General features: G+C 40.0%; 17 protein-coding genes. 7 read left to right on the top strand and 10 right to left on the bottom strand.

From position 1 onward, the window contains the following. Positions 1 to 334 precede the first annotated feature (334 nt). Both L4F91_RS09875 and dprA read left to right on the top strand, forming a co-directional pair. Entirely contained in the window at positions 335 to 637 is a 303-nt protein-coding gene (locus L4F91_RS09875; RefSeq protein WP_395897883.1) for a DUF305 domain-containing protein, read from the top strand. Between the two features lie 157 nt (positions 638 to 794). Continuing rightward, positions 795 to 1,922, top strand: coding sequence for a DNA-processing protein DprA (gene dprA, locus L4F91_RS09880; RefSeq protein WP_395896250.1), 1,128 nt, complete (start codon positions 795 to 797; stop codon positions 1,920 to 1,922). A gap of 7 nt (positions 1,923 to 1,929) precedes the next feature. Here the strand turns inward: dprA and rsmD are convergent, their stop codons facing one another. Further along, positions 1,930 to 2,541 (bottom strand): 16S rRNA (guanine(966)-N(2))-methyltransferase RsmD, encoded by a 612-nt coding sequence (rsmD, locus tag L4F91_RS09885; RefSeq protein WP_395896252.1) that lies wholly within the window; start codon positions 2,539 to 2,541, stop codon positions 1,930 to 1,932. A gap of 172 nt (positions 2,542 to 2,713) precedes the next feature. Here rsmD and ftsY point away from each other — a divergent pair, with 172 nt between their 5' ends. Further along, complete coding sequence (gene ftsY / locus L4F91_RS09890) at positions 2,714 to 4,423, top strand: signal recognition particle-docking protein FtsY (protein WP_395896254.1); 1,710 nt, start codon at positions 2,714 to 2,716, stop codon at positions 4,421 to 4,423. Positions 4,424 to 4,499: 76 nt separating this feature from the next. Here ftsY and glpQ read toward each other — a convergent pair whose 3' ends face one another. Both glpQ and glpT read right to left on the bottom strand, forming a co-directional pair. Then, on the bottom strand, positions 4,500 to 5,597 hold the full coding sequence (glpQ, locus tag L4F91_RS09895; RefSeq protein ID WP_395896256.1) for a glycerophosphodiester phosphodiesterase: 1,098 nt from the start codon (positions 5,595 to 5,597) through the stop codon (positions 4,500 to 4,502). 90 nt (positions 5,598 to 5,687) lie between these two features. Next, entirely contained in the window at positions 5,688 to 7,133 is a 1,446-nt protein-coding gene (glpT, locus tag L4F91_RS09900) for a glycerol-3-phosphate transporter (protein WP_250351500.1), read from the bottom strand. 286 nt (positions 7,134 to 7,419) lie between these two features. On the opposite strand from glpT, the gene glpA reads away from it, so the two are divergent. The 3 genes from glpA to glpC are packed head-to-tail and all read left to right on the top strand — an operon-like array spanning position 7,420 to position 11,664. Beyond that, positions 7,420 to 9,111: an anaerobic glycerol-3-phosphate dehydrogenase subunit A gene (gene glpA / locus L4F91_RS09905; protein ID WP_265762884.1), complete on the top strand. Its 1,692-nt coding sequence runs from the start codon at positions 7,420 to 7,422 to the stop codon at positions 9,109 to 9,111. Continuing rightward, positions 9,101 to 10,393, top strand: coding sequence for a glycerol-3-phosphate dehydrogenase subunit GlpB (glpB, locus tag L4F91_RS09910; RefSeq protein WP_395896258.1), 1,293 nt, complete (start codon positions 9,101 to 9,103; stop codon positions 10,391 to 10,393). Before glpA ends, glpB begins: the two co-directional genes overlap by 11 nt. Next, positions 10,393 to 11,664, top strand: coding sequence for an anaerobic glycerol-3-phosphate dehydrogenase subunit GlpC (glpC, locus tag L4F91_RS09915; protein ID WP_265778614.1), 1,272 nt, complete (start codon positions 10,393 to 10,395; stop codon positions 11,662 to 11,664). Before glpB ends, glpC begins: the two co-directional genes overlap by 1 nt. Before the next feature lie 106 nt (positions 11,665 to 11,770). On the opposite strand, the gene L4F91_RS09920 is transcribed toward glpC, so the two are convergent. Further along, positions 11,771 to 12,529, bottom strand: a complete 759-nt coding sequence (locus L4F91_RS09920; protein ID WP_250351496.1) for a DeoR/GlpR family transcriptional regulator — start codon at positions 12,527 to 12,529, stop codon at positions 11,771 to 11,773. A gap of 25 nt (positions 12,530 to 12,554) precedes the next feature. Next, positions 12,555 to 13,424: a rhomboid family intramembrane serine protease gene (locus L4F91_RS09925; protein WP_395896261.1), complete on the bottom strand. Its 870-nt coding sequence runs from the start codon at positions 13,422 to 13,424 to the stop codon at positions 12,555 to 12,557. A gap of 47 nt (positions 13,425 to 13,471) precedes the next feature. Here L4F91_RS09925 and L4F91_RS09930 point away from each other — a divergent pair, with 47 nt between their 5' ends. Then, positions 13,472 to 13,789 carry a DUF5389 domain-containing protein gene (locus L4F91_RS09930; protein WP_395896263.1) on the top strand — a complete coding sequence of 106 codons (318 nt, stop codon included), beginning with the start codon at positions 13,472 to 13,474 and terminating at the stop codon, positions 13,787 to 13,789. Between the two features lie 199 nt (positions 13,790 to 13,988). Here L4F91_RS09930 and purT read toward each other — a convergent pair whose 3' ends face one another. The 5 genes from purT to L4F91_RS09955 all read right to left on the bottom strand — a co-directional run bounded on the left by purT (position 13,989) and on the right by L4F91_RS09955 (position 17,739). Further along, positions 13,989 to 15,170, bottom strand: a complete 1,182-nt coding sequence (gene purT / locus L4F91_RS09935; protein WP_395896264.1) for a formate-dependent phosphoribosylglycinamide formyltransferase — start codon at positions 15,168 to 15,170, stop codon at positions 13,989 to 13,991. 25 nt (positions 15,171 to 15,195) lie between these two features. Next, positions 15,196 to 15,702 carry an S-ribosylhomocysteine lyase gene (gene luxS, locus L4F91_RS09940; RefSeq protein ID WP_265762887.1) on the bottom strand — a complete coding sequence of 169 codons (507 nt, stop codon included), beginning with the start codon at positions 15,700 to 15,702 and terminating at the stop codon, positions 15,196 to 15,198. 377 nt (positions 15,703 to 16,079) lie between these two features. Then, positions 16,080 to 16,535: a YqaA family protein gene (locus tag L4F91_RS09945; protein WP_395896266.1), complete on the bottom strand. Its 456-nt coding sequence runs from the start codon at positions 16,533 to 16,535 to the stop codon at positions 16,080 to 16,082. Further along, positions 16,528 to 17,136 carry a sugar O-acetyltransferase gene (locus tag L4F91_RS09950; RefSeq protein ID WP_265762890.1) on the bottom strand — a complete coding sequence of 203 codons (609 nt, stop codon included), beginning with the start codon at positions 17,134 to 17,136 and terminating at the stop codon, positions 16,528 to 16,530. The genes L4F91_RS09945 and L4F91_RS09950 overlap by 8 nt, the downstream gene beginning before the upstream one ends. Continuing rightward, on the bottom strand, positions 17,137 to 17,739 hold the full coding sequence (locus L4F91_RS09955) for a beta-phosphoglucomutase family hydrolase (protein ID WP_265762891.1): 603 nt from the start codon (positions 17,737 to 17,739) through the stop codon (positions 17,137 to 17,139). Positions 17,740 to 17,831: the final 92 nt, after the last annotated feature.

A 17,831-nucleotide genomic window follows, 5' to 3' on the forward strand; every position in this document is an offset into this window, starting at 1 on the left:
TTTCTCAGCAATAAACGTTTATACAACGCATTGAGTTGTACATAACAGTACAAAAAGACGAAAAAATCATACTTTATCAATATGAAATTCTCAAAAACAAACAGATTATAGCATAAAATATCGAATTTTCACAGATTTTATTATTTTTACTTATATATCAATAAGATAGCCTTACATTTTATAAACTCACTCCCGACAAAAAGGACGTGCTTTTTATTGACCTTAACCTTAGGATAAGGTTTATTATTTTGCCTTATTTAATTACACAAAAAAGAAGGTCATCATAATGAAAAAAGCACGCTTGATTTTAATCGGTTTACTTTCCACGACGGCAATGGCTGAAATGCAACACGTGCATTCTGCCCATCAACCTAACGAAATACAAAATGCGTTAATGGAAAGTATGTCAGCAATGCACAGGGATATGGAAAAAGGAATGCAGTATCAAGATGCCGATGTAGCATTTGCAGCCAGTATGCTACCTCATCACGAAGGTGCAGTAAAAATGGCAGAAATAGAATTAAAATATGGCAAAGATCCTGAATTACGCCAACTTGCGGAAAATATTATTAAAGCACAGCAAAGCGAAATCCAATTTATGCAACAATGGTTGGAAACTCATCAAGCTAAACAATAACACAGAAATCACGCCCAATGATTAGGGCGTGATCTACTTCCCTACGTTTAATCGCGACGAAATTTTCGATCACCGTCGCAAAATATGCATAAAATTTACCTTTATTCTACGCTTTATTTTAAGCTACGCCTCTATTTTGCCAATTTCTACAATAGCAATGTTAAACAACGAAATCGTACTCCGCTTATTACAAATCCCCAAACTTGGCGCTAATAGCATTCAAAACATATTGGCTGACATTCCGCCTGAACAGCTTTTAGACTATGACGCGATCGCGTTCAAACAAATCGGTTGGACAGAAAAACAAATTCAGCGTTGGTTTTATCCTGAGCGTAAATTTATCGATCCTGCATTAGATTGGGCGCAAAGTGCAGGCAATGTTTTACTGAATTTTACCGAGCAACGTTATCCTTATTTGCTGAAACAAATTCCTTCTGCCCCACCGCTTTTATTTTTGCAAGGAAATATGACCGCACTTTCACAACCACAAATTGCCATTGTGGGTAGCCGTTATTGCTCAAATTATGGGGAATATTGGGCGAAGTTTTTCGCGCAAGAATTAAACCAAGCGGGTTTTGTCATTACCAGTGGTTTGGCATTAGGGATTGATGGCTTTTGTCATCACGCGGTGGTGGCACAGAAAGGGCAGACCGTTGCGGTATTAGGCAGTGGGTTAAATGCTATTTATCCTGCTAAACATCGTGGCTTAGCTCAGCAAATTCTTGAAAATAATGGTGCATTGGTTTCTGAATTTTTACCCAACCAGCCTCCGGTAGCAGAAAATTTCCCTCGTCGAAACCGTATTATCAGTGGGCTTTCTCTTGGTACATTAATCATCGAAGCAACAGAACGCAGTGGTTCACTGATTACCGCTCGCTATGCTCTTGAGCAAAATCGAGAAATCTTTGCGCTCCCCGGTCATATTCAAAATGGGTTCAGCGAAGGCTGTCATAAATTAATTAAACAAGGCGCAACACTGGTGGAAAACGTGCAGGACATTCTAGAAAATCTGCCAAATTATGGCGATAACGCCTCACGTTATGCGGTGGCAAAACAACAAGATCTTCCACTTAATTTAAACGGCTCGCCAAAAAACTCAGCAACACAGCCAAATGAGCCACCAAGTTACCCCGAACTTTACGCCCAACTTAGCCATATTGCCATCAGCCTTGATGAGCTTTCCGCACGGTTATCCTTACCTATTGATGAATTGCTCACCCAACTATTAAGTTTAGAACTGCAAGGTTTAGTGGTCAGTGAAAATGGATTATATCGAAGAGGTTGATATAGCATTACTCGCCCAACACATATTGATACAAGCGATAACTCACTTGCCCTGTGTTTTTTTCTTTTAACAGCTGCCAAGTATTCGGCACACGCAAGGTTTTATTTTTTTCTGTTTCCACATAAATGAGCGCATCTGGCTTGAGCCAATTAAATGAGGTCAGCAAATCAACAGATTGTTGAGCGAAATCGAAATGAAAAGGCGGATCGAGAAATACCACGTCAAACAAGGGATCTTGCGGTGCTTGCTGTAAATAATGCAAGCTATCTTGATTAATCACTCGCCCTTGCTGTGGCGTACATTTCAGTTGCTGTAAATTTTGCGTGAGTTGGTTTGCTACCTGTTTATTAAGCTCTAAAAAGGTAACCTGCTTGGCTTGCCGTGAAAGCGCCTCTAACCCTAATGAACCACTACCCGCAAAACAATCCAAACAGCTCGCATCTACAATATAAGGCATCAGCCAATTAAATAGCGTTTCTTTCACCCGATCCCCTGTTGGTCGCAAGCCTTGCGCATTAAGCACCGGCAATTTCCGTCCACGCCAAAGCCCAGCAATAATACGGACTTCACCTTTTGCCAAGTTAGTGTGTTGCTTGCGGGTAACAGGATTTTTTTTCATAGGGATTCGCCAAATTATGATAAACTATGCAAACTTTTCGCTGAGCTTAATGCTAATTTTCAGCCTGTTTTTGCGTTGAATAACAGAATAAAATTAAGGCACATAGTTTAGTATAAAAATGGCTTAGTACAAATTCAAAAAATCAGTAATTTTTCATAATAGTGAGCAATTTATGGCAGAAAAAAATAAAAAAGGTGGTTTTTGGTCTTGGTTTGGATTAGGAAAAAAGAAAGAAGAAACATCAAACCAAGCTGAAATACAAGAAACAAAAATCGCAGAGCAAGCAGAACTTCCACAAGAACAAAGTGCGGTGCAAAATCCTGATGTTTTAGCACAAGAAACAGAAATCGCAGAGCAAGCAGAATTTTCACAAGAACAAAGTGCGGTAGAAAATGCTGATGTTTTAGCTCAAGAAACAGAAACCGCAGAGCAATCAGAATTTTCACAAGAACAAAGTGCGGGGCAAAATCCTGATGTTTTAGCACAAGAAACAGAAATCGCAGAGCAAGCAGCGCTTTCACAAGAGCAAAGTGCGGTAGAAAATGCGGATGTTTTAGCACAAGAAACAGAAATCACAGAGCAAGCAGAACTTCCACAAGAGCAAAGTGCGGTAGAAAATGCGGATGTTTTAGCACAAGAAACAGAAATCGCAGAGCAAGCAGAACTTCCACAAGAACCAAGTGCGGTAGAAAATCCTGATGTTTTGGCACAAGAAACAGAAATCGCAGAGCAAGCAGTGCTTTCACAAGAGCAAAGTGCGGTAGAAGATGCTGATGTTTTAGTACAAGAAACAGAAATCACAGAGCAAGCAGAACTTCCACAAGAACCAAGTGCGGTAGAAAATGCTGATGTTTTAGTGCAAGAAACAGAAATCGCAGAGCAAGCAGTGCTTTCACAAGGGCAAAATGCGGTGCAAAACACTGACATTTCAACCCAAGAAAAACCAAGTGAAGGGGGCTTTTTTAGCCGTTTAGTGAAAGGCTTAATTCGCACGAAACAAAATATCGGTTCAGGCTTTTTCGGGTTATTTTCCGGTAAAAAAATTGATGATGATCTGTTTGAAGAATTAGAAGAACAACTTCTCATCGCTGATATTGGAATGCCAACAACGACCAAAATTATCAATAATTTAACTCAGCACGCAAGTCGTAAGCAGTTAAAAGATGCGGATTTGCTCTATCAACAATTAAAAGTAGAGTTAGCTGAAATTATTAAACCTGTGGCACAGCCTTTGGAAATTGATCATAGCAAAAAACCTTATGTGATTTTAATGGTCGGCGTTAATGGTGTAGGAAAAACCACCACCATTGGAAAACTTGCACGTCAATTCCAAATGCAAGGCAAATCGGTGATGTTAGCGGCGGGAGACACCTTCCGTGCCGCTGCCGTAGAACAACTTCAAGTGTGGGGGGAGCGTAACAATATTCCTGTGGTCGCACAAAGTACTGGAGCGGATTCAGCCTCCGTAATTTATGATGCAATGCAATCTGCAGCCGCACGAAATATTGATATTTTGATTGCGGATACCGCTGGGCGTTTACAAAATAAAAATAACTTGATGGATGAGCTGAAGAAAATTGTTCGTGTAATGAAAAAATATGATGAAACCGCGCCACACGAAATTATGCTCACGCTTGATGCTGGCACGGGGCAAAACGCAATTAGCCAAGCCAAACTATTCAACGAAGCCGTGGGCTTAACGGGAATTAGCTTAACTAAATTAGATGGCACAGCCAAAGGCGGCGTAATTTTCGCCATCGCCGATCAATTTAACCTGCCAATTCGTTATATTGGTATTGGTGAAAAAATTGAGGATTTACGCCCATTTAAAGCAGATGAATTTATTGAGGCGTTGTTTAATACGGAAACGACACATCATTAAGCAAAAAGAAAATCGGAAAGAGACCTTTCCGATTTTTTATTTTTCTTTAACTCACTTTCAAGCAAAAATTTGTAACCTATTTATCCTTCCCTAAAAACTTCACCGCAGTGTCTGGGAAATCCGTGAAGATCCCTGTTGCGCCAGCTTGATTGAGTAACGCATCATACATTTGATTGACATTGCTAAAGAAAGCTGGCAATGCATCTTTACGTACGGTGTAAGGATGTAATTCCATATTATATTTTTTCAATTCTTTCACTAATGGGGTATAAACGACTTTATCTTTCGTAGAATGTTCTTTATCAACCAGCATATACCAACCGGGTCCGACACCGTCAGCATATTTTGCCACTTTTGCCATTGCGCCATCTTTGAACATCCAGCCATAATCATAGTTTACCCACTCACCTTGCGGATTTTTTTCTTCCGTTTCGTGCCAATCAGTGTAGGCAATTAACTGAACCAATTTTAAATCCATACCTAATTGTGGAAGTAATTCTGTTTTAATCCGTTTAAGTTCATTAAAATCAAAGGTCTGTAAATAAACAGGGTCAGATTTTTTTGTATAGCCATATTTTTTTAGCACTTCTAAGGTGGCTTTGGCAATGTCTTTTCCTTCTTTATGATGTAGCCAAGGTGCTTTAATCTCTGGGTAAATACCAATTTTTTTCCCGGTAGATTTTTCTAAGCCTTGAATAAATTCAATTTCATCTTCAAAGGTATGAATTTTAAAATGAGATTTCCACATTGGAAAACGATCAGGATAAACTTGCACTTGCTTTCCGTCTTTCACTTCAAAGTTTTCAGTCATATTTAAAGACTGAATTTCGGCGAGTGTAAAATCAACCACATAATAACGGCCGTCTTCACGCTTACGATCAGGAAACTTCGTTGCTACATCAGTTAAGCCATCTAGAAAATGATCGTGAATAACAATTAGATGATCGTCTTTTGTCATCACTAAATCTTGTTCTAAATAATCCGCTTTCTGTCCAAACGCAAGGGCTTTACTTTCTAAGGTATGCTCTGGTAAGTAGCCACTTGCACCACGGTGAGCAATAACGAGCTTTTCTTTGTTATCCATTGTTGGTATTGCAAATGCAGATTGTACGCAGGTGAAAGCTAAAGTGGAACAGGCCACAACTTGTGCTAATTTTTTGAGTTTAAACGTCATAAAAACCTCCTTTTAAAGTGCGGTTATTTTTTACAAAGATTTTTGCCAAGAAAAAAGGAAGCCTTTTTCAGACTTCCTTTTGTTTATAGATTATTTGCCGTAGTGATCACCTAATGCGGCTTTATGTTTTGCTTCTTGAATAGTTACGATTAAAAGTAACAACACAGCTAAGATACCCCCTGCGATCATTACATAGAAACCGCCATCCCAGCCGTAATATTCTGCAGCCCAACCAACAACGGCTGAAGCCGAAACTGTACCACCGAGGTAACCAAATAAGCCGGTGAAACCTGCTGCTGTTCCCGCTGCTTTTTTCGGTGCAAGTTCAAGGGCGTGTAAACCAATCAACATTACTGGACCATAAATTAAGAAACCAATGGTTGTCATTAAGATAAAGTCTGTTAATTGATATGGGTTTTCATACCAAGCTTTACCCGCATATTGCGCTAATTCTGACTCTGGTGTTGCTGGGTTAAGCCATAATGCGACCACTGCTGCGGTGGTTAAGATCATAAAAATAAAGCCAGTTAAACCACGTTTACCTTTAAACAAGTGATCCGATACCCAACCACAAATTAATGTTCCCGGGATTGCGGCTAATTCATAAATAGTGTATGCCCACGCAGTCCCTTTGATGTTGAAATGTTTCACTTCTCCTAAATATACTGGCGACCATTTCAAGACACCATAACGAATAAGATAAACAAACACGTTAGCAATCGCGATGTACCATAACAATTTGTTTTTCAATACATAAGTAACGAAAATTTCTTTTGCAGTAAGATCATTTTCGTATGTTTTTTCATTGTAATCATCAGGATAGTCATTACGCCATTTTTCAATCGCAGGCAATCCGCAAGATTGTGGCGTATCTTTCATTACAAAGAAAACAGGGATCGCAGCAAGCATTGCGGCAATACCGGGATAATAAAGGGCTTGTTGCCATACATCTTTAGCTGTCGCTTGCACGCCGTGTTCGCTGAAATAAATTGCACTGGCTAATAACACCATTGCCCCCGGAACCATTCCCCCTACGTTATGCGCACAGTTCCAAATAGAGACGATGGTTCCGCGTTCTGATTTAGACCACCAGTGAACCATTGTACGACCACAAGGTGGCCACCCCATTCCTTGGAACCAACCATTGAGGAAAATCATCACGAACATCACTAAAATGCCCGATGTAGCCCAAGGCATTAAGCCCATTAGGGTCATACATAAACCAGAAAGCAATAAACCACAAGGTAAGAACACTTTCGGATTTGAACGATCCGAAATACTTGCCATAATAAATTTAGATAAACCGTAGGCTAAACCCGCCCCCGTTCCGATAATACCGAGTTCGGCTTTATTATAAAGCCCTGCTTCAATCAACCCTTTTTGTGCTAAATCAAAATTAGCACGCACGAAATAATAAGCGGCATAACCGAAAAAAATTCCCGCAAACACTTGCCAACGCAAACGTTTATAAGTGGAATCTATTTTCTCTTTTGGCAACTCCGCAATATGCGGCGCTGGTTTAAATGGTCCAAACATAGAAATTCTCCAATATTGTTATTTTTTATAAATGAAATACGCTCTTATACGAACATTTCCGCCATATCATAACGATAAAATCAAAAACGAAAAGTAAATAAATTTTAAGATGTGATGTTTATCACAAAAAAATAACAATTTTTTTTCAAGGAAGGATAAATAGTGATCTACCTCACAGAATTTAATACAAAATCGAGCATTTTATTTTCTAAAACGAACATTTGGCGTATGATAGTCCTACAAATTGTTATCTTTTTATTTACAAATTTAATGTGGGGGAAAAGCGATGAAAATATCACCGCACTTTTATAAAAATGCTGAGGACTTTTCGCCTATCAATACCGATGTCATCATCATCGGCGGTGGTGCAACAGGCGCGGGAATTGCGCGCGATTGCGCCTTGCGTGGGATTAATTGTGTATTACTGGAACGACGAGATATTGCCACGGGTGCAACGGGACGTAATCACGGTTTATTACATAGTGGGGCGCGCTATGCGGTCAATGATGAAGAGTCTGCACGCGAATGTATTCAAGAAAACTTAATTTTAAAAAACATTGCCCGCCATTGTATTGAAGATACGAAAGGGCTATTTATTACCTTACCGGAAGATGATCTTAATTATCAAAAAACGTTTCTCAATGCCTGTGATGCCGCAGGTATTGAAGCGGTTGCTGTTGAGCCAGAATTAGCCAAACGTTTAGAGCCGTCAGTAAATCCTCACTTAGTGGGTGCGGTTGTTGTCCCTGATGGATCAATTGATCCTTTTCGCTTAACCGCAGCGAATATGCTTGATGCCAGTGAAAATGGCGCTAAAATTTTTACTTATTGTGAAGTCATCTCTCTTATTCGCGAAGGGGATCGTGTTATTGGTACGAAAGTTTATGATCATAAGAATAAAGTAACACGTCTCTTTTTTGCTCCTGTTGTGGTCAATGCTGGGGGGATTTGGGGGCAAGGTATTGCCGAATATGCGGATTTGAAAATTAGAATGTTCCCAGCAAAAGGAGCATTACTGATTATGGGGCATCGCATTAATAATTTGGTTATCAATCGTTGTCGCAAACCTGCGGATGCCGATATTTTAGTGCCGGGCGATACCATTTGTGTCATCGGTACCACATCAAGTCGCATACCTTATGATCAAATTGATAATATGGTAGTAACCCCTGAAGAAGTGGATATTCTTTTCCGAGAAGGCGAAAAACTGGCACCTTCGCTACGCCACACGCGTGTTTTACGTGCTTATGCTGGCGTTCGCCCACTGGTTGCAACAGATGATGATCCTTCTGGGCGTAATGTTAGTCGTGGCATTGTGTTACTTGATCACGCCCAGCGAGATGGTTTAGAAGGGTTTGTTACCATTACTGGGGGGAAATTAATGACCTATCGCCTAATGGCTGAATGGGCAACAGATTTAGTTTGTAAAAAACTCAATAAATCGGCAACCTGTACTACGGCTAACCGCGCCTTACCCGGTTCAGATGCCACGCAAGAAGAAACCTATAAACAGATTATTTCTCTCCCCACCCCAATTAAAATCTCCGCGGTTTATCGGCACGGTCAGCGCGCCACAAAATTACTTGAGCAAGAACGCCTAGATCGCTCTTTAGTCTGTGAGTGTGAAGCGGTTAGTGCGGGGGAAGTTCGCTATGCAGTAGATGAACTCAAAGTCAATAATTTAGTGGATTTACGCCGCCGTACACGTGTTGGAATGGGGACTTGCCAAGCGGAACTTTGTGCTTGTCGTGCAGCTGGCTTAATGGCTCGTTTTAATGTGGCAACGCCTCGTCAATCAACTACGCAACTCGCTTCTTTTATGGAAGAACGTTGGCGAGGTATTCAACCCATTGCTTGGGGTGAAGCCGTACGTGAAGCCGAATTTACCAGTTGGATTTATTACAGCTTACTCGGTTTGAATGATGTAAAACCGCTTGAAGAACAAGCCACACAGGGGACAGATAGCAATGAAATTTGATGTAATTATTATTGGCGGTGGCTTAGCAGGATTAACTTGTGGCATCGCACTACAACAGCAAGGCAAACATTGCGCCATTATCAATAATGGACAAGCAGCGATGGATTTTTCTTCTGGCTCACTGGATTTACTGAGCCAACTCCCTGATGGAAGTGCGGTGGAAAATTTTGTTGAATCTTATCCACAATTTGCCCAACAACTGCCTCATCACCCTTATAGTTTATTAGGTCAAGAGCAGGTGATCGCAAAAGCACAGGCATTTGAGCAATTCGCTCAATCACTGAATTTAGCACTGATTGGGTCATATAAAGAAAATCATTTTCGTGTTACCCCTTTAGGTGGATTGCGACGTACTTGGCTTTCAGCAGATAGTGTACCGACATTGCCATTATCACAAACTGCCTATCCACATAAACATATTGCCGTATTAGGAATAGAAGGCTATCACGATTTTCAACCACAATTACTTGCGGATAACCTGAAACAAAATCCACAATTTGCCCATTGTGAGGTAAAAATTGGCTACTTATCTATTCCGCAACTGGATGAACTTCGCACAAATGCAAGGGAATTCCGTAGTGTCAATATCTCTCAAGTTCTGGAATATAAATTGGCATTCAGTGAATTAGTCCAAGAAATCAAGCAAGCCGCAAATGGGGCAAGTGCGGTATTTTTACCAGCCTGTTTTGGCATTGAAAATCAAGCCTTTTTCCAGAGTTTAAAACAGGCTTCAGGACTGAATTTATATGAATTACCAACGCTCCCACCTTCATTATTAGGTATGCGTCAGCGTAAAAATTTACGTGCTAAGTTTGAGAAATTAGGGGGAATGATGCTAAATGGCGATAAAGCATTACGTGCTGACATTGCCGATCAACAAGTTAAAGCACTTTACAGCCAATTACATCAAGATGATGCGCTTTATGCTGATCATTTTGTACTGGCTTCAGGGCATTATTTTAGCTCAGGCATTGTGGCAGAGTTTGAGCGTATTCGAGAACCCATTTTTGATTTGGATATTGTGGGTAATGGCGATTTTGATAATAACAATCGTCTTTCTTGGACGAAAGATCGTTTCTCTTCCCCACAACCTTATCAAAGTGTGGGCGTAAAAATTAACGCAAAATGCCAAGTACAAAAGTGCGGTGAAATTTTAACGAATTTATACGCTGTGGGATCAGTGATTGGCGGTTATAACAATTTAGAACTCGGCTGTAGCTCTGGCGTGGCAGTGGTTACCGCACTCACTGTGGCAGAACAGATTCTGGCAGGGGGTAAATAATGAACATTCAACAATTAATCGAAAATGCAAAACAAAATGCCGCATTACCGCCCTCTCATCAATATGTAGATAACAGTTTTGAGAGCTGTATAAAATGTACTGCTTGTACGGCAGTTTGTCCTGTATCAAAACAAAATCCGCTCTATCCCGGTCCAAAACAAGCTGGCCCAGACGGAGAACGCTTTCGCTTAAAAAGTGCTGCATTTTACGATGAAGCACTCAAATATTGCACCAACTGCAAACGTTGTGAAGTGGCTTGCCCTTCAGATGTTAAAATCGGTGATTTAATCGTACGAGCGAGAAATAATCACCTGCAAGCGCAAAAAAAATCGCTTATTCATAAATTACGCGATGCGGTGTTAAGTAATACGGATATTATGGGTAAGCTCAATACGCCATTTGCCCCTGTGGTGAACACCATTACAGGGTTAAAGGCGACAAAATTTCTGTTAGAAAAAACGTTAAAAGTCAGTAAACACCGTAGTTTGCCGAAATATTCTTTTGGTTCATTCCGTCAATGGTATAAAAATAACGCCCTTGAACGTCAGCGTTACTATAAAGATAAAGTCGCCTATTATCACGGTTGTTATGTAAACTATAATAATCCTCAACTTGGTAAGGATTTAATCAAGGTTTTCAATGCGTTAGACATTGGTGTGATGTTGTTGGAAAAAGAAAAATGCTGTGGCTTGCCATTAAGTGTGAATGGTTTTCCTAAACGGGCAAAAGAATTAGCGAAATTTAATCTTGCTCAACTTGAAAATACCATTATTAATCAAGAACTTGATGTGGTTGGCACATCTTCTAGCTGTACAATGAATCTGCGTGATGAATACCATCATATTTTAGCTATGGATAATGCCAAAGTGCGTCCGCATATAAATATTGTGACTAAATATTTATATCAACGCTTGCAACATCAAAAATCACCGCAATTTAAATCAATGCCGTTAAAAGTGGCTTATCACACAGCTTGCCACGTGGATAAAGCAGGCTGGGCGCCTTATACCCTCGCATTACTTAAACTTATCCCTGATTTAGAGGTGGTGATGCTACCAAGTCAATGCTGTGGTATTGCTGGCACTTACGGCTTTAAAGCCGAAAACTATGAGGTTTCTCAAGCGATTGGTAAAAGCTTATTTGAGCATATTGAAGAAGGGCAATTTGATTTTGTTATTTCTGAGTGTGAAACCTGCAAATGGCAAATTGATATGTCTACTCGCCTTACTTGCTTACACCCCGTAACCTTACTTGCCAAAGCCCTCGCTTAAAGATAAAAAGGGATAGGATTTCCTCTCCCTTTTATTTCACAAGTGCGGTGTTATTTTTTCCTGTTTTGTCTCATCGCCTTATGTTAATCAGATGAAATAATGAACATTATTCACAAATATGTACCACGGTATTACTCGCTTCAAGTAATTGACTGATCGTGTCAGAAGGTGGGGTATCAGTAAATAAATGGCTCAACTCTGATAACGATCCAAGACAAACCATTGCACGGCGATTAAATTTAGAATGATCCGTAGCAAGAATGGTATTACGCGAACTTTCAATAATGGCACGCTTCACTTGAACTTCGTGGTAATCATAATCTAGTAAGGTACCATCGGCATCAATGGCACTAATGCCTAAAATACCAAAATCTAAGCGAAATTGTTTAATAAAAGCCACTGTCGCTTCACCAATAATCCCGCCATCTTGGCGTAATGAACCGCCTGCCATCGTAATATTAAAACTTTTATTCTGCATCAAAATATAAGCGGCATTGAGGTTATTGGTTACAATGCGTAAATTTTTATGATTTAACAACGCATTTGCTACTGCTTCTGGTGTCGTACCAATATCCATAAATAAAGAAGCGCCATTTGGAATAATCTTTGCAACTTCAGCCGCAATTCGTCTTTTTTCTGCTGAGAAAAAATGTTTCCGTTCTACATAATCCGAATTTTCAGAGGTGGATGGCGAAGCTGCGCCTCCGTGATGACGGCTAATTAAATTATTTTCCGCAAGCTCATTTAAATCACGCCGAATGGTTTGTGGACTGACACCTAATAAATTGACCAGATCTTCTGTGCTAAGATAGCCATTTTGTTTCACTAAGGAAATGATTTTTTTATGGCGAAGAGATTGTTTCATTTCTTATTCCTAACTTATGTTGTGTTTATTTTTTAATGCGACTTTTGGGATAACTAAGCAAGATTTTTAGCCCAGCCAGTATAATGCCTGTAAGAAAACCACTAATATGTGCGCTATTTCCCATCGAAATCCCAATCAATGGGCTAACAAAACCAAAGGCAATACCAACAAGAAGCATAGTAAAAAAGCCTTGCGGTAGATGAAAGAGCGACTGGCGACTCAATTTATCTAATACAAGAACATAACCCAACACCGCATACACGACACCAGATAAGCCAAAAAATGCGGGGCCCGATGCCATATTTTGAGCAAAGCCACTGATAAAGGCGGAAAGCAAATACAATAGAACAAGGGTTGTTGTGCCAAATTTCTGCTCAATTTGCCCTGCAAAAATCCACCACCACACTAAATTAAAGGTGATATGCCAAAGGGAAAGATGCACAAGGCTGTGCGTAAAATAGCGCCAAAGTTCTGCTTGTTCCGCATAGCTGTCAGGATAATGTGTTGCTAACAAAATTGGCTGATTAAAACCAAGCAACTGAAAAAGGTAAACGCACAAACAGAGTGCGGTTAAAAAAACGGTGAATTTTTGTTGTTTCCATTGTGAAAATGAAGGTAATTTCCACCGCACTTTATTTTCGTTATCTTGTTCAAGTTTGCCCGTTTCCCAGCTGGCCTGTTGATATTTCTCAGCAAAAGGATGGCGAAGAAATTCATCACGCTCTTGCGCTATTTGGCTTAATTGTGGGCAATCCTCCGCCACATATACAGCAAGCATAATGCCATATTCTGTTTGCTCTTCTTTCACTTCAAGTGGCACTTGATATTTCTGCGCAATATAATCACGAAAGTAAAAGGCAAAATTGCTGATTTCACTACCAAATAAACGTTGCATTTGTTATATTCCTTTCTCCCAAAATATTGAATAAATGATTACTGAATATGAATAAACAAAAAATGCCTACTGGCTTTAGCCCTTTCACTTGGGCGCTTGCCATTTTCTGCCTGCCCATTTTGTTATGGCCTTTGGCGCTACTTATCTCGCCAAATTTATTGAAAAACCCAAGTTTGAGCGATTTACAAATCACGTTGATGTCCATTTTTTTCTGGGTTTACCCGCTCATTTTAGGCATTAGTGCAAGAATACTTTACCTGATTCATCAACGCAATGCACCAAAAGCCAAAGGCTTGCTGTTATTAAGTGCGGTGATTTTTTACGCTATTTTAAGCTATATCTGTATTGTGGGATTCAGTGCTTAAATAAGGAAATCGCTCATCGCCTGATTTAAGTTCAGAATAAGATATCTCCGCGATATGCGAAAACAAGTTAATTCACCTTAAAATGGCATTCTATATTCTGCACTGTCTATCTATAAACAAAAATCCAAGTCAATTTTCTACCGCACTTTATCGAAACGATGACTGAATATAAACGAGGCGAACGTTGTTCGCCTACTTGTTATAAAATAATTTCCAGTTTATCGTAAGCACGTTGTACTTTTTGCAACGCTTTCTCGACATTCTCATCACGAGCGAGTAATACCCCCATTCTGCGATGCCCTTGCACTTCACCTTTAGCAAATAAACGAAGATCGGTATTAGGTTCAGCTAGCACATTTTCTAATCCCGCAAACTGTACATTTTGCGAATGCCCCTCTACCACAATGGCTTTTGAGGCAGCTGGGCTAATTAAATTTATTTGTGGAATTGGAAGCCCTAAAATTGCACGAGCGTGCAAAGCAAATTCTGATAATTCCTGCGAGATAAGGGTAACCATTCCTGTATCGTGTGGACGAGGCGACACTTCGTTGAAAATGACATCATCGCCCGATACAAACATTTCTACACCAAAAATGCCTCGCCCACCTAGTGCAGTCGTGATTTTTTCTGCAATTTGCTGGGCTTTCGCTAATGCTACTTCAGACATTGCTTGAGGTTGCCAAGATTCACGATAATCGCCCTCTTCTTGACGATGCCCAATAGGGGCAAGGAACGCCGTGCCACCGATATGACGAACCGTAAGCAAGGTAATTTCATAATCAAATTTTACGAACCCTTCAACAATCACACGTCCTGCCCCAGCGCGTCCGCCTTGCTGGGCATAATCCCACGCGGTTTGCAACTGTTCAAGGGATTTCACGATACTTTGTCCGTGTCCAGAAGAAGACATAATCGGTTTTACCACACAAGGCACACCAATTTTTTCCACTGCCCGTTGGAAATCCGCAAAATTATCAACAAACTGATAAGGCGATGTTGGCAACCCTAATTCTTCGGCGGCCAAACGGCGAATGCCTTCACGGTTCATCGTTAAGCGAGTGGCTTTCGCCGTAGGAACAACATTAAACCCAGCTTGCTCTAATTCCATCAAGGTTTCCGTCGCAATCGCCTCTACCTCAGGCACAATATAATCTGGCTGTTCTTTTTCCACTAACGCTTTCAATGCTTCACCATCAAGCATTGAAATGGTATAAGCACGATGAGCTACTTGTTGAGCAGGTGCATTTTCATAACGATCAACGGCAATCACTTCAACGCCCAAACGTTGTAACTCAATCACCACTTCTTTGCCTAATTCACCTGAACCTAACATCATCACTTTCGTTGCATTTGCAGTGAGTGCCGTACCTAATGTTGCCATTGCATTTTCCTTCTTTAATTAACGATTATTGTGTTAAAAGACGTTCATCTAATAATAAATCTTCATTTTTATTTACCCCGACACCACATTCAAGGATATGTTGTGCAATTTGATGGGCTTCTGGCAAAGAATGTTCAGTGTAAGTACCACATTGGTATTCGTTTAATTCAGGAATATTTTTTTGATCTTGCACTTGTAAAATATCATTCATAGAAGCAAGCCAAGCCTGAGCCACTTGTTGCTCGTTTGGCGTGCCGATCAATGACATATAAAATCCCGTACGGCAACCCATTGGCGAAATATCAATAATTTCGACATTTTCACTGTTCAAGTGATCACGCATAAAGCCAGCAAAAAGATGTTCTAAGGTATGAATACCTTTAGGGGGCAAAATCTCTTTATTTGGAAGACAAAAACGTAAATCAAAAATCGTAATGTCATCGCCCTTTGGGGTTCTCATTGTTTTTGCAACACGTACTGCAGGGGCATTCATTTTCGTATGATCAACTTTAAAACTATCGAGTAATGGCATAAGGTTTCCTTTTCTTGAATTAAAATGTAAATTTTTGTAAAAAAAATTCAATATTCTCTGAACTTTTCTGTTATTATTCGGTCTGACAGTATAGCAACTTGCAGTTGTTTTAATGAATTTGATTCCTTAAGTTATTTTTGCCACTCTTTATGAGTGGCTTTTTCTTGCCTAATTTCTGCAATAACCGAGTTATACACGTCAAGCTAGTATAAGCAAAGTACAAAAAGCGAACAACCCAAATTTATTTTTGTAATTTTTTGTAAATTTTCTTCAAGTTATGTTATTATAGCTTTCCACAAAAAATAGCAACTTGCAGTTGTTTAATAAAAATTGGTTCCTTAGGTTATTTGCCACCTTTCAAGGTGGCTTTTTTTTACTTAAATATGGCTAATGAGCAATAACAACATATAGCGAAATAATTTTCCAATCATTATAAATAATAAGGATTTCAACCAGTTAAACCGCAACCAACCTGCCATCGCACAAAAGGCGTCGCCCACAATGGGTAACCAGCTTAATAATAATGTCCAAATGCCATAACGCTGAATTTTGTTTAATGCCCAGCGTTGTTGTCGATTTTTTTGTTCTAGTTTTGGAAGCCCGCGTCCAATCACATACGTGGTCATACCACCTAATGTGTTGCCAAGCACGGCAGCAATAAGCAATTCAACAAGATCAATGGAAAAAATCGTCCCAATAAAAGGTGCGGTCAAAAAAAGGAAAATAATTTCAGAATTGCCGGGTAGCACGGTGGCGCTAAGAAAGGCACTACTAAACATTATCCACAGGCTATTTTGTGATCCCAATAGCCCCTCTCTCAGCCAATCAAGCATAGTCTGCCATATATTTGTGAATGTAATTGAGCCTATCTTGCTCTGTAATTTGGCGTATCACTTTGGCTGGATTGCCTACCACAAGGCTATTGGCGGGAATATCTTTGTTCACCACCGATCCTGCGCCAATCACCACGTTATCGCCAATCGTTACTCCGCCTAAGATAATGGCATTGCCCCCCACCCATACATTATTGCCAATAGAAATCGGCAGTGCGTGTTCCCAATCTTGATTGCGTAACGCCGCATCAAGAGGATGCCCTACCGTATAAAGGCTCACATTTGGTGCTAGCATCACATTATCCCCAATGGTGATCCCTCCATTATCGAGCATTGTACAATTATAATTAGCAAAAAAATTCGCTCCAACTTCAATAAAGCAGCCATAATCACAAAAAAACGGGGCATTAATATGAGGTTCATTTTTACATTTCCCTAAAATCTGCTGAATTAACACCGCTCTTTTTTCTGTTTCCGAAGGGCAAATTTGTGTATTGTATTGGAAAAGTCGCTTTTTATTTTCAAGACGAAGTTGTGCTAATTCAGGATCATTGGGTTTATGCGCCAAGCCTGCGAGCATTTTTTGTTTATCAGATAACATTTAATTACCCTTAATTAATTGATTGATACGCACATCAAAAACGTCCATTCCCGCCGCCAACCCAGCTTGCACGCCAAGATCCGCATCTTCAAATACCACACAACGTTGTGGATTAACCTTGATCAATTCTGCGCAGCGTAAAAATGTATCGGGTTCAGGTTTGTGATTAACTACATCTTCTGCGGTAACCACCGCATCAAAATAAGAATGTAAATCAAATTTATCAAGCAATAAATTGGTCACATTGCGGTGCGATCCTGTTCCCAACGCTAATGGTTTTTGTCCAGCAAATTTTTTCACCACTTGTGCTGCGGGTAATAAGGTGGAATGTTGCATAATTAATTCAATGCCATATTGGCGTTTCAATTGAATCACTTCGTCAAACAACGCCATTGGCATTGCCGCTTCTTTCATCATTTTTTCAGCAATCACTTTTACGGGCGCGCCACCAAGGTCATAAATCATCTGCCCATTCAAAGGATAACCCAAGGTTTCCCCTACTTTATCCCACGCTTTTTTATGACTCGGCATTGTGTCGATAACGGTACCATCCATATCAAAAATGAGCCCATCATAATCAGCCAAAAACGCTAAATCTGTCATTAATCACTCCCTTTTTTAAAATTTTTCGTATTTTGCTACAAATTTGTGATCCCTGCACTGTTTTATTTGAAGAGATTTCGGTAAAGTTAGGC

This window comes from Avibacterium sp. 20-126, assembly GCF_044358625.1.
Taxonomy (GTDB): domain Bacteria; phylum Pseudomonadota; class Gammaproteobacteria; order Enterobacterales; family Pasteurellaceae; genus Avibacterium.